We start from the raw sequence: 12,402 nt of genomic DNA on the forward strand, positions 1-12,402 counted from the left end.
CCCTGGCGCTGGGGTATGCCGGGGTCTATTCGAGCTTCCTGCGCCATGCCGAAATCGCTGCGGCCAAGTACGGTTTGAAGACCGTGGACATCCTCGTCGAGCTGGGCAAACGCCGGATGGTCGGTGGTCAGGAAGACATGATCGTCGACGTCGCGCTGGACCTGCTCAAACGCTGAACCGTGCATCTCCCCGTCCGGTCGCCCACGCAGCGGCCGGACGGTTTTGCTGTGCCCATTACAACAATAAAACGGGTATTTCCCATGACATCGCTAAACGTGCTGACACCGTTGTACATGGCGCGGACCATCGGTCTGTGCTTCCTCGTCGCCCTGATGGAAGGCCTCGACCTGCAAGCCTCGGGCATCGCCGCCCAAGGCATGGCGGCAGCGTTCCAACTGGACAAACTACACATGGGCTGGGTCTTCAGCGCCGGCATTTTCGGCCTGCTGCCCGGAGCGTTTCTCGGCGGTTTGCTGGCTGATCGCATCGGCCGCAAACGGGTGTTGATGGCCTCGGTTGCGCTATTCGGATTGTTCTCGCTGGTCACGACCATGGCCTGGGACTTCAACAGCCTGCTGGTTGCGCGCTGCCTCACGGGCGTCGGCCTGGGCGCGGCATTGCCTAACCTGATCGCGCTGACCAGTGAAGTGGCTGGCCCGCGCCTGCGTGGCAGCGCCGTGAGCCTGATGTATTGCGGCGTGCCCCTGGGCGCGGCGCTGGCGGCCAGCATTGGCATCGCGCAACTGGCCGGCGGCTGGCAAGTGGTGTTCTACGTCGGCGGTATCGTGCCGTTGCTGATCGTGCCGCTGCTGGGGGTTTATCTGCCGGAATCCGCGGCGTTTCGCAGCGTGCGCGACGCCGCGCCGATCAGTGTGGCCAGCGGGCTGTTCCGCGGGGGCGCGGCATGGCCGACCGTGATGATCTGGGTCAGCTACTTCTTTACGCTCATGGTGGTTTACATCCTGATCAACTGGCTGCCGAGCCTGTTGGTCGGCCAGGGCTTCAGCGGTTCTCAGGCCAGTTGGGTGATGCTCGCGCTGCAATTTGGCGCGGCGGCCGGCACGTTGTTGCTGGGCTGGGTCATGGATCGCCTGCCGGCCTGGGCGTTGTCGGCGCTGATTTACCTCGGCATCCTCGCGTCACTGACTGCGCTGGGCATGGCCACCCAATTGCACAGCATGCTGGCGGCCGGCTTCGTCGCCGGTTTCTTCGCCACGGGCGGGCAATGTGTGCTGTATGCCTTGGCCCCGCATTTCTATCGTCCGTCAATTCGCGCCACGGGCGTCGGCAGCGCCGTCGCCATTGGCCGGTTGGGTGCGATGAGCGGCCCGTTGGTGGCCGGCAAGATGCTCGCACTGGGCACGGGCACCACGGGCGTGATGATGGCCTCGGCACCCGGCATTGTCATCGCCGCGCTGGCGATGTTTTACCTGTCGGTACGCCGCAACCGCTGCCCGGCTGACTGAGCGCCAATCCGTACTCGCCTTCCGCGCCACGATGGCGCGGGGCTTACCCCTACAACAATAAAAGTGAACACTGCCATGCTCAGGAACTTCTTTCGGGGCGTCAGCGCCTGCACCTGCGTTTTTTTCGTAGACCAGGCCTGCGCCGCCGGTTTTGTCGACGACAGCCAGGCCGATCTGGTGATACGCAACTATTACTTCGATCGCAATTACGTGAACGCCACGCCGCAGGCGGCTGCCCGCGAGTGGGCGCAGGGCTTCATTCTCAACATGCGTTCGGGCTATACCGAAGGGCCTGTCGGCTTCGGCCTGGACGCCCAGGGTTTGCTGGGCGCACGTCTGGACTCCTCGCCCGCACGCCCGGGCACCGGCCTGCTACCGTACAACCACCAGACCCGTGAACCGGCCAGCGAATATTCGGAGCTGGGCCTGACCGCCAAGGCCCGGGCCTCGAAGAGCGAGTTGCAACTGGGGACCATCAGCACGTTTCTGCCAATCGCCTTCGCCAGCCCTACCCGCCTGCTGCCGCAGACCTTCCGCGGCACGTACCTCAAGTCCCAGGAGATCGACAACCTGACCCTGCACGTCGGCTGGCTCGACCGCATCAACCTGCGCGACTCCACCCACTACCAGAAAATGTCGGTAGCCTCGCCCAACGGCCGCTTCAATGGCGCCGCCGAATCCGACCGTTTTACCTTCCTCGGCGGCGACTATGCCTGGTCGCCGCAACTGACGCTCAAGTACTACCACGCCGAACTGGCTGACCTTTATCGCAAGGATTTCTACGGTTTCGTCGACAATCGCCCGATGGGCCCCGGCCGCCTGAAAAGCGACGTGCGCCTGTTCGTCACCGCTGAAAACGGTGCCGCCAAGGCCGGCCCCGTGGACAATCGCAACGCCGCCCTGATGCTGACGTACAGCCTGGGCGCGCACAAATTCGGCGCCGGCTACATGCAACTGACCGGCAAGACCGCCATGCCTTACCTGTTCGGCACCGAGCCGTTGGTGATCACCGAAGGCACGCTGAGCTCGGAGTTTCTCAACCCCAAGGAGCGCAGTTGGCAGGTGCGCTATGACTACAACTTTGCCGCGCTGGGCTTGCCCGGGCTCAATGGCATGCTGCGTTACGTCAGCGGCGACAACATTGAGTTACCCAAACTGGGCGGCAGCAACCTGAAGGAAAGCGAAAAAGATATCGAACTGAACTATGTGCTTCAGAGCACGCCCCTTAAAGGCCTGAATCTGCGCGTGCGCAACGCATGGTACCGCAATGATTTCGCCGCCCAGGCCAGCCATCGGGATGACAATGAGCTACGGGTGAATGTCGATTACACCTGGAAGCTATGGTGAATGACCGCCCAGTGATTCACCTGGGCTGGGCGGATCGTTCAAATGTGGCCGTCGCATAGGCCTTCTGGAGCAACACAAACCCGGCCTCGGGCCGGGTTATCAGCCGACAAAAATGCAATCAGTGGATCCATAACAAACAGATGATCGATAATCGCCCAAATAAAACGCAATAAAACCGCAGATCATGTTGACTCAAAGTGACGCACTTCATTTAATGGATCCATTAAATAAGAACAATCACTCGCCTGGAGAGTCACCATGTACCCCAAGAACACGTGGTATGTCGCCTGCACCCCCGATGAAATCGCGCAAAAGCCGCTGGGTCGGCAGATCTGCGGGGAAAAAATGGTGTTTTATCGCGGGCTGGAAGGCGCCGTCGTGGCTGTCGAGGACTTCTGTCCGCACCGCGGCGCGCCGCTCTCGTTGGGCTATGTGGAGAACGGCAAGCTGGTCTGCGGCTACCATGGCCTGGTCATGGGGGACGACGGCAAGACCGTCGAAATGCCCGGGCAGCGGGTGCGCGGGTTTCCCTGCAACAAGACCTTCGCTGCGGTGGAACGCTACGGTTTCATCTGGGTGTGGCCCGGCGATCAGGCCCTGGCCGACCCGGCGTTGATCCACCACTTGGAATGGGCCGTGAGCGACCAGTGGGCCTATGGCGGCGGTCTGTTTGACATCCAGTGCGACTACCGCCTGATGATCGACAACCTGATGGACCTGACCCACGAAACCTACGTCCACGCCTCCAGCATCGGCCAGAAGGAAATCGACGAAGCGCCGCCCGTGACCACGGTCGAAGGCGATGAAGTCGTCACCGCCCGCCACATGGAAAACATCATGGCCCCGCCGTTCTGGCGCATGGCCCTGCGTGGCAATAACCTCGCCGATGACGTGCCGGTGGACCGCTGGCAGATCTGCCGCTTCACCCCGCCCAGCCATGTGCTGATCGAAGTCGGCGTGGCCCACGCCGGCAAGGGCGGCTACCACGCCGCGCCCGAGCACAAGGCCGCGAGCATCGTGGTGGACTTCATCACCCCGCAAACCGAGACATCGATCTGGTACTTCTGGGGCATGGCGCGCAACTTCAACCCTCAGGACCAGGCACTGACCGCCAGCATTCGCGAAGGCCAGGGCAAGATTTTCAGCGAAGACCTGGAGATGCTTGAACGCCAGCAACAGAACCTGCTGGCCCACCCGACGCGCAATCTGCTCAAGCTCAATATCGATGCCGGTGGCGTGCAGTCACGCAAGGTCCTCGAACGGCTGATCGCCAAGGAGCGCGCCCTCGCGCCGCAACTGATCACCACGACCCGCGCCTGAACCGCGCGCTAACGCTACGAGGACTGAACATGATCGATGTGGTGGTGGTATCCCGCAACAACGAAGCCCAGGACATTTGCAGCTTTGAATTGGCCCGCGTCGATGGCCAGGCGCTGCCGGCCTTCAGCGCTGGCGCGCATATCGACGTGTGCCTGCCCGACGGCGTGGTCCGTCAGTATTCCCTGTGCAATCATCCGGAAGAACGGCATCGCTACCTGATCGGCGTGCTCAACGACCCGGCCTCCCGTGGCGGCTCCCGTTGCTTGCACGAACACATACAGACGGGCGCCCGCCTGCAGATCAGCGAACCGCGCAACCTGTTCCCGCTGGCGCACGAAGCCCGACGCAGCCTGCTGTTCGCCGGCGGCATCGGCATCACCCCGATCCTGTGCATGGCCGAGCGCCTGGCCCATGTCGGGGCTGACTTCGAACTGCATTATTGCGCCCGCGCCAGTGAACGCGCCGCTTTTGTGCAACGCCTCAAGGACTCATCGTTCGCCGAGCGCGTGTTCCTGCATTTCGACGAGCAGCCCCATACGGCAATGAACACCGCCCAGGTGCTGGCGGCGCCCGACGCCAACGTCCACCTGTATGTGTGCGGCCCCGGCGGTTTCATGCAGCATGTGCTCGACAGCGCTCGGGCCCAGGGCTGGCAGGAGGAATGCCTGCACCGCGAATACTTCGCTGCGGCGCCGCTGGACAGCAGCCTCGACGCGGGGTTTTCGGTGAAGCTCGCCAGCAGCGGCCAGGTCTTCGACGTACCCGCCGACCGGAGCGTGGTCCAGGTCCTGGAAAGCCACGGTATCGAGATTGCCGTGTCGTGCGAACAAGGGATTTGCGGAACCTGCCTGACCCGCGTGCTCGAAGGCATACCGGAGCACCGCGACCTGTTCCTCACCGAGCAGGAACAAGCGCTGAACGACCAGTTCACCCCCTGCTGCTCGCGCGCGAAAACCCCGCTGCTGGTGCTCGATCTCTGAAAGGCGTCACGCCGTGGGCAAAATGACCTTCATCCGCGCGTTGGCGGTCGCGGAACCGAAGATCTCGGCATAGCGCAAGGTCGCGTTGGCGTGCTCGCGCATGATCGCTTCGGCCCGCGCGCCCTGGCGATTGACCAGGGCATCGAAGACCGAGTGATGTTGCATGTGGGCATAGTTGAAACGCCGGTATTCGCGGACCATGTCGTCGCGATCCACCGCCAGCGCGGTGACCGATGCGAACGGCAGGTGATCATTGCGTGCCAGTGCGTCGGCGATCGCCGGGTTGTGGCTGCCTTCCACAATGACGCGGTGAAAGCGCATGTTCAGGTCGTGATAGACCTCAAGGTCGTCCTCGGTCACGTACCCTTTGTCGAACAGTTGATCGCCTTCCACCAGGCAGCGCTCGAGCGTGGCACGCGCCGCGTCGGACAACCCGCGCTCGGCGGTTTGACGCGCAGCCAGGCCCTCGAGCACGCCACGCACTTCGACGGCGCCGGCAATGTCGTCCGGGCTGACCGAACGCACCTGATACCCACGCCCGCCAAACGGCACCAGCAGCCCTTCCTGCTCAAGGGTACGGAACGCCATACGCACGGGCATGCGTGACACACCGAACAGTTGCGCCGTGGGAATCTCCATCAGCCGCTCGCCCGCCGCCAACTCGCCGCTGGCGATCATCTTGCGCAGTGCAACCAGCACCAATTGACCGGGTTTACTCATCCAGGCAACTTCCAGAAAACGTGGGTCGCCATAGTACCGCTAGTAGTACCGCAAGTAGTACCGTAAGCATCCGCCCCCCGTCAGACGAACGCCAACGCCGCGCGTGCCGCGTCTATCGCGCCCAGGTGCTGCGCCAACCGGGACGGCAGGTAATCGAAAAAGAACCCGGCGCTTTGCAGCTTGGCGGCGCGCAACGGATCGTCCTCGGGCAATGCCCGGGAAACCCGAGCGGCCCGCGCCCATGCCAGGGCCAGCAGGGCCACGCCGCATAACTGGAGAAAGTCCGGCGCGGCCCGATAGGGGTACTCGCTGTCTTCCAGCGCCCGTTCACGTATGGCCTCGACCACACGGGCCAGTGCGTCACACAGGTTGCCCAGCGCTTCGGCGAAACCTGCACACGCGGCGCATTGGTCGCCCTGCCCGGCCTCGGTGCGCAGCACTGCCAGCAGCAAGTCGAAGGCTCGCCCCTCATCGCCCAGCACCTTGCGCAGCAGCAGGTCATTGGCCTGGATCTCGTTGCTGCCCTCATAGATCATCGCGATGCGACTGTCGCGCAGCGTTTGCTCGATGGCGAACTCGGCGACGTAGCCGTAACCGCCGAAGACCTGCAAGGCATTGCTCGCCTGACGAAAACCCTGCTCGGTGAAAAACGCCTTGATGATCGGCGTCAGCAACTGCGCCAGTTGACCGGCGCACGCTCGCGCTTGCGGGTCCGGGTCGTGCTCGGCCTGATCGAGTAAATGCGCGGCCCAATAACCGATGGCCCGCATCCCCTCGCTGGCCGTGCGCAACTCCAGCAACACGCGGCGCATCGCCGGGTGATAACGGATAGGGTCAGCCGCTTGGGTCGATACCCCTTGCGGCCTCGACGGCGCACGCATTTGCACGCGCTCGGCGGCGTATTGCGCAGCGTTCTGCCAAGCCGCCTCGACATGCCCCAGGCCTTGCAGGCCGACATGCAGGCGCGCCGAGTTCATCATCACGAACATCGCCGCCAGGCCGCGGTTGGCGTCGCCGATCAGCCAGCCTTGGGCGCCGTCGAACACCAGCGAGCACGTGGCGCTGCCCTTGATGCCCATCTTGTGTTCAATGCCGTCGCAATGCACTGCGTTGGCCTGGCCGTCGTCCAGTCGCTTGGGCACTAGGAACAGTGAAAGGCCGCGACTGCCCGGCGGCGCATCGGGCAGGCGCGCCAGTACCAGGTGCAGGATATTGGGCGTGAGGTCGTGCTCGCCGCCGGAGATAAACAACTTGTTACCCTGCAGGCGATAACGGCCATCGCCCTCGGGGGTCGCGCGACAGCGCAGCAACCCGACATCGCTGCCGGCCTGGGGCTCGGTCAGGCACATGGTGGGCAAGGCATGCCCACTGACGATCTCGGGCAAGTAACGCGCCTGCAACCAGGGCGCGGCGTGGGTCTTGAGGCAGAGGTAGGCGCCGTGGGCGATCCCGGTGTACATGGCCCACGCGTGGTTGCTGGCGTAGAGCATCTCTTGCAGCGCCGCGTCGAGCAGTTGCGGCAACCCCTGGCCGCCCTGCCCTTCGGCGCACGCCAAGGCCGGCCAGCCACCATCGACATAGGCGCGATAGGCCTCGGCGAAACCGTCCGGCGTGCTGACCTGGCCGGCGTTCCAGCGACAGCCTTGACGATCGCCGCTACTGTTCAGGGGCGCCAGCACCCCCTGGCTGAAGCGCGCCGCTTCCTCCAACACTTGAACGGCGAGAGACATGTCCAACGCTTCGAACGCCGGAACATGGCTCCACGCCTGGGGGGCTTGCAGCCAATGTTCAAGCACAAATTGCATATCGCGCAGCGGCGCCTGATAGCTCCACATGGCAAACCTCATCGAATAAAAAGGAGTTACACCGTTGAACGCTCAACCGCGATAGGCCGGGTTCTCGATCAACAACGCCATGCCCTGCCCACCGCCGACGCACGCAGCGGCAATCCCGTAGCGCAGGTTGTGCCGGCGTAATTGCCCGGCCAGCGTCATGACCAAGCGCAGGCCGGTGGCAGCCAATGGATGCCCCACCGCCAGCGAACCACCCTGGACGTTGAGCCGGGTGCTGTCCAGCTCCAGTTCCTGGGCCACCGCCAATACCTGGGCCGCCTGCGCTTCGTTGATCTCGAAACGGCCGATGTGATCCAGGCTCAACCCGCTGCGATGCAGCAGCAAGCGGATCGCCGGCGCCGGACCGATGCCCATGAACTCCGGCGCCACACCGACCACCGCGCTGGCCAGCAGCCGGGCCAGGGGCGCACGCGGGCAGGCCGAGGCGCGCCCGACCAGGGCTGCCGCTGCACCATCGACCACCGCGCAGCTGTTGCCAGCGGTTTGCACGCCATTGGCATGCACGGCGCGCAAGCGTGCCAGGGCCGCAAGGTCGGTGGGCCGTGGGTGGCTGTCCTGGGTGACGGCAGCGGCGCGGCGTGCCAGGCTGATGCCACGCGGCTGATACCCCTCCAGCTCGAACACTTGGTTATCGACCGTCACGATCTCTTCAGCCCACGCACCGTCACGCTGCGCCTGCAACGCACGCTGATGGCTCGCGCAGGCGTAACGGTCCACAGCCTCGCGGCTCAGGCCATGGCGGCGCGCCAGGTGGTCGGCGGTGGCGATCATGTCCAGCCCCGGAGCCGGGTCGTATAGGGCTTCCCAGAGAAAATCCTTGAATTGCACTTCGCCACCGAGACGAAACCCATCCCGGTGGGTGTAGGCCGCAATCGGGTTGCGGGACATCGACTCACTGGCCACGCACAAGGCCAGTTGCACCTCGTCGCGCAGTTGCTCAGCGGCCTGGCGCAACAGCTCGAAACCCGTGGCGCAGATGCGCTGCACCCCCAGCGCCGGCACCGATTGCGCCACGCCGCTGTACAACCCGACATGCCGCGGCAGCAAATAGGCATCGAAGCTGGCCTGGGCCATGGAGCCGGCCAGCACGCTGTCCACCGCCAGCGGGTCGATACCGGCACGGGCCAGGACTTCACGGCCGACCTTGATCCCCAGGTCGATGGGCGAGACCAGGGACAAGGCGCCACCGAGGTCGACCCACGGCGTGCGTAGCGCCTCGTAAATCGCCACGTCGGCAAACGCCGAATACTGCCCCACGCCGCTCAAGGCTTGGGCTCGGCACGCAGGATCGCAGCATCTTCACCGCGATACAGCGCCTCGACCTTGGCCGCGCGCCATTGCAGTACTGCACGCTGGTTGATCGACCCCTTGTCGGTAATTTCCCCACGGTCGATAGACGCCGGCTCGTCGAGCAAGGCAATCCATTCCAAACGGCTGGCATTGCCGGTGGCGTCGCGATTGAGGCGCTGCAACCAGTCGCCGAACCATTGGCGCACCGGCGCGCTGGCGAGTACGTCGGCGTCGCTCGCGTCGGCGTTCAAGCCCGCCAGCCGGCGGCATTCGTAGAGCCTGGGGAAGACCAGGGCGCCCAGGCATTCGCGGTCCGGCGCGGCAATCACCAGGTCCTGCACATACGGCGAGCCTTCCAGCACCGCGCGATTGCGCAACGGCCCGACGCTGACAAACACCCCGGAGGACAGTTTGAAATCCTCGGCGATGCGCCCGTCGAACATCAGCCCCAGTTGCGGCCGATTCGGGTCGGCGAGCTTGATCGCGTCCCCTGAACAATAGAAGCCGTGCGGGTCGAACACCTCGGCGGTTTGTTCCGGTGCCCGCCAGTACCCCGGCATGATGTGCGGCCCGCGGAAGCGCCCTTCGAACTTGCCGTCCACCGGCACCAGGCGCACCTCGCAGCCCGGCGCGGGCAAGCCGATATAGCCGGCCATGGACAACGGCCCGGTGGTGAAGGTGCAGGATGGCGCGGCTTCGGTCATGCCCAGCCCCGCCATCATGCGGATGCGTTCTCCGCAGTGCTGTTCGGCCACCCGGTCGAGGCGGTCCCAGACACTTTGCGACAGGCCCGCGGCGGCGAAGAAAAACAATTTCATTCGCGCAAAAAAGCACTCGCGCAACTCGGCATCCTGCTCCAGGGCGCTGACCAATTCTTCCCAGCCCTTGGGCACCGTCAGATAGGCCGTGGGCGACACCTCCTTGAGGTTGCGCAGGGTCTCGGCAAACCCCTGGGCCGTGGGCTTGCCAGCGTCGAGGTAAAAGGTGCCGCCGTTGTAGAGCACGATGCCGACGTTGTGGCTGCCGCCGAAGGTGTGATTCCACGGCAACCAGTCCACCAGCACCGGCGGCTCTTCGCCGAACACCGGAAACGTCTGCAACAACATCTGCTGGTTGGCGCAGAGCATGCGTTGCGTGGTGATCACCGCCTTGGGCAATTTGGTCGAGCCCGAGGTGAAAAGAAACTTGGCGATGCTGTCCGGGCCGGTGGCATTGAACGCCTGATCGGCCGCACTGCCGCCCGGGGTTTGCAGCAGGCTCGCGAAGCTGACCTGGGTGCGTCCCGGCACATGGCCGCGCACGCAGATCAGCGGCGTCTCGGCCGGCAATACCGCGTCGAGCGCGCGCTGGTAGGCCGCCGCATCGCTGACGAACACCAGCCCCGGCTGCAGCAGGTCGCATACATGCCGCAGCTTGGCGAAGTCCTGGGACAACAACGAATACGCCGGCGACACCGGGCAGTAAGGGATACCGGCGTACATCGCGCCGAGGGCCAGTTGCAGATGCTCGATGTCGTTGCCCGACAGCAACGCCAGCGGCTTGTCTGCTGACAGGCCGTAACTCAGCAAGGCCTGGGCAATCGCCCGCACGCTCTCAAGCATCTGCGCGTAGCTGACGCGACGCCAGTCACCATCGGCCTGGCGTGCGGCAATGAAGGTCTGCTCGGGACGCACCCGGGCCCAATGCACCAGACGATCGAGCAAGCGCGCCGGCAACTCGGCCAATGGCTCCAGGGAACGCATATGCAGCACGCCCTGCTCTTCAGTGACCGCCACCGGGGCGTGGCCGATGGAGACCTCGCGGTAGCGCGGTGCGGGCTGGGGTTGCGGTCTGAATTCGGAACTCACAAGGGTGTCCTCCAGCAAGGCGGATCACAGCCGCCTTGTTATTGTTATGTCGCGACGCCTGCTCAGATCGGGTAATGCCGCGGCCCGTTCTGCAAGGTCACCCAGCGCAATTGCGTGAAGTGTTCAATCGACGCCTTGCCGCCAAAGCTGCCGTAACCGCTGGACTTGACCCCGCCAAAGGGCATCTGCGCCTCGTCATGCACGGTCGGCCCGTTGATGTGGCAAATGCCCGACTCCACCCGCTGCGCCAGCGCCAGCGCACGCCCGGTGTCGCGGCTGAAGATCGCCGCCGACAGGCCGAACTCGGAGTCGTTGGCCAGGCGCAGCAGTGCTTCATCACCGTCACCGCGCAGCAACACCGCCACCGGGCCGAAGGATTCTTCGCGGTACAAGCGCATGTTCTCGGTGACGCCATCGATCAGGGTCGGCTGCAGGATGCTGCCCTCCAACTGGCCGCCCGCGACCAGCCGTGCGCCCTTGTCCAGCGCATCGTCGATCAGGGCCTTGATGCGCGTACCGGCACTGGCATCCACCAGGGAACCCAAGACCGAATCCGCCGCCGCGGGGTCACCGGCGCGCAGGCTGGCGACCTTGGCGGTCAGCTTGGCGATAAACGCATCGGCGACCTTGGCATCGACAATCAGGCGCTCGGTGGACATGCAAATCTGCCCCTGGTTGAAGTAGGCACCAAACGCTGCCGCGGCAACCGCCGCATCCAGGTCGGCGTCGTCGAGCACCAGGAGCGGCGCCTTGCCGCCCAACTCCAGCAAGGCCGGCTTGAGGTGACGCGCCGAGAGTTCGCCGACAATCCGCCCGACATGGGTCGAGCCGGTGAAGTTGACCCGGCGCACCGCCGGGTTGGCGATCAGCCGTTCGACAATCGCGGCGGCATCGGCCGGTGCGTTGCTGATGACGTTGACCACGCCATCGCCCAGCCCGGCATCCTGCAAGACCTGGCCAATCAGGCGATGCACTGCCGGGCTTAACTCCGAAGCCTTGAGCACCACGGTATTGCCGCAGGCCAGCGGCATGGCGATGGCGCGCGTGGCGAGGATGACCGGGGCATTCCACGGCGCAATCCCCAGCACCACGCCGCACGGCTGACGCAGGGCCATGGCGAAACTGCCGGGGACATCGGAGGGAATCACTTCGCCCGTGATCTGGGTGGTCATCGACGCCGCTTCACGCAGCATGTTGGCCGCCAGGCGCACGTTGAAGCCATACCAGTTGGCCATGGCGCCGGTTTCGCCAGCGGCGGCAATGAATTCGGCGCTGCGCGCCTGCAAGTGTTCGGCCGCCTTGAGCAACCGGGTGCGGCGTTCGTTCGGCGCCAGCGCGGCCCAGCCGGGGAACGCCGCCTGGGCTGCGGCCACGGCGGCGTCGGCATCGTCCAGGGTCGCGGCGGCAACCCGCGAAACCACTTCACCGGTCACCGGGTTGCGACGCTCGAAGGTTCGACCGTCACGGGCGGGGCACGACCGGCCGCCGATCAACAGGGGCACGTCCAGCATGGTGATTCCTCTTTATTGTCTTTATGGGGAATGCATTCAAGCGATGTCACAGTAGCGCCAGGGTGAGG

At 64.7% G+C, this 12,402-nt stretch carries 9 protein-coding genes and 1 pseudogene; 5 read left to right on the forward strand and 5 right to left on the reverse strand.

The features are described 5' to 3' along the window. The 5 genes and pseudogenes from INT12_RS14730 to INT12_RS14750 all read left to right on the forward strand — a co-directional run. Positions 1 to 176 (forward strand): annotated as a pseudogene (locus tag INT12_RS14730) (4-hydroxy-2-oxovalerate aldolase); the annotation flags it as partial. A gap of 84 nt (positions 177 to 260) precedes the next feature. Next, positions 261 to 1,466 carry a 3-(3-hydroxy-phenyl)propionate transporter MhpT gene (gene mhpT / locus INT12_RS14735; protein WP_126586895.1) on the forward strand — a complete coding sequence of 402 codons (1,206 nt, stop codon included), beginning with the start codon at positions 261 to 263 and terminating at the stop codon, positions 1,464 to 1,466. A 75-nt stretch (positions 1,467 to 1,541) separates the two neighbouring features. Next, entirely contained in the window at positions 1,542 to 2,813 is a 1,272-nt protein-coding gene (locus INT12_RS14740; RefSeq protein ID WP_193058895.1) for an OprD family porin, read from the forward strand. 258 nt (positions 2,814 to 3,071) lie between these two features. Then, positions 3,072 to 4,133, forward strand: a complete 1,062-nt coding sequence (locus INT12_RS14745; protein ID WP_046483772.1) for an aromatic ring-hydroxylating oxygenase subunit alpha — start codon at positions 3,072 to 3,074, stop codon at positions 4,131 to 4,133. Between the two features lie 29 nt (positions 4,134 to 4,162). Then, positions 4,163 to 5,113 carry a PDR/VanB family oxidoreductase gene (locus tag INT12_RS14750; RefSeq protein WP_193040954.1) on the forward strand — a complete coding sequence of 317 codons (951 nt, stop codon included), beginning with the start codon at positions 4,163 to 4,165 and terminating at the stop codon, positions 5,111 to 5,113. 6 nt (positions 5,114 to 5,119) lie between these two features. On the opposite strand, the gene INT12_RS14755 is transcribed toward INT12_RS14750, so the two are convergent. From INT12_RS14755 to INT12_RS14775, 5 genes are all read right to left on the reverse strand, one after another. Beyond that, positions 5,120 to 5,833 carry a GntR family transcriptional regulator gene (locus INT12_RS14755; RefSeq protein ID WP_017847928.1) on the reverse strand — a complete coding sequence of 238 codons (714 nt, stop codon included), beginning with the start codon at positions 5,831 to 5,833 and terminating at the stop codon, positions 5,120 to 5,122. An 80-nt stretch (positions 5,834 to 5,913) separates the two neighbouring features. Further along, positions 5,914 to 7,668, reverse strand: a complete 1,755-nt coding sequence (locus INT12_RS14760) for an acyl-CoA dehydrogenase family protein (RefSeq protein WP_193040953.1) — start codon at positions 7,666 to 7,668, stop codon at positions 5,914 to 5,916. 42 nt (positions 7,669 to 7,710) lie between these two features. Next, positions 7,711 to 8,952, reverse strand: a complete 1,242-nt coding sequence (locus tag INT12_RS14765; RefSeq protein WP_046483778.1) for a thiolase family protein — start codon at positions 8,950 to 8,952, stop codon at positions 7,711 to 7,713. Further along, positions 8,949 to 10,823 carry a feruloyl-CoA synthase gene (locus INT12_RS14770; RefSeq protein ID WP_193040952.1) on the reverse strand — a complete coding sequence of 625 codons (1,875 nt, stop codon included), beginning with the start codon at positions 10,821 to 10,823 and terminating at the stop codon, positions 8,949 to 8,951. The genes INT12_RS14765 and INT12_RS14770 overlap by 4 nt, the downstream gene beginning before the upstream one ends. 62 nt (positions 10,824 to 10,885) lie before the next feature. Next, complete coding sequence (locus tag INT12_RS14775; RefSeq protein ID WP_046383962.1) at positions 10,886 to 12,334, reverse strand: aldehyde dehydrogenase; 1,449 nt, start codon at positions 12,332 to 12,334, stop codon at positions 10,886 to 10,888. Between the last annotated feature and the right edge of the window lie 68 nt (positions 12,335 to 12,402).

It is taken from the genome of Pseudomonas sp. K8 (assembly GCF_014889455.1).
Classification (GTDB): domain Bacteria; phylum Pseudomonadota; class Gammaproteobacteria; order Pseudomonadales; family Pseudomonadaceae; genus Aquipseudomonas; species Aquipseudomonas veronii.

Bases quoted from the DNA above. Each gene is read 5' to 3' on its own strand.
- mhpT (WP_126586895.1), top strand. From the start codon at position 261: ATGACATCGCTAAACGTGCTGACACCGTTGTACATGGCGCGGACCATC.
- INT12_RS14740 (WP_193058895.1), top strand. From the start codon at position 1,542: ATGCTCAGGAACTTCTTTCGGGGCGTCAGCGCCTGCACCTGCGTTTTT.
- INT12_RS14745 (WP_046483772.1), top strand. From the start codon at position 3,072: ATGTACCCCAAGAACACGTGGTATGTCGCCTGCACCCCCGATGAAATC.
- INT12_RS14750 (WP_193040954.1), top strand. From the start codon at position 4,163: ATGATCGATGTGGTGGTGGTATCCCGCAACAACGAAGCCCAGGACATT.
- INT12_RS14755 (WP_017847928.1), bottom strand. From the start codon at position 5,833: ATGAGTAAACCCGGTCAATTGGTGCTGGTTGCACTGCGCAAGATGATC.
- INT12_RS14760 (WP_193040953.1), bottom strand. From the start codon at position 7,668: ATGTGGAGCTATCAGGCGCCGCTGCGCGATATGCAATTTGTGCTTGAA.
- INT12_RS14775 (WP_046383962.1), bottom strand. From the start codon at position 12,334: ATGCTGGACGTGCCCCTGTTGATCGGCGGCCGGTCGTGCCCCGCCCGT.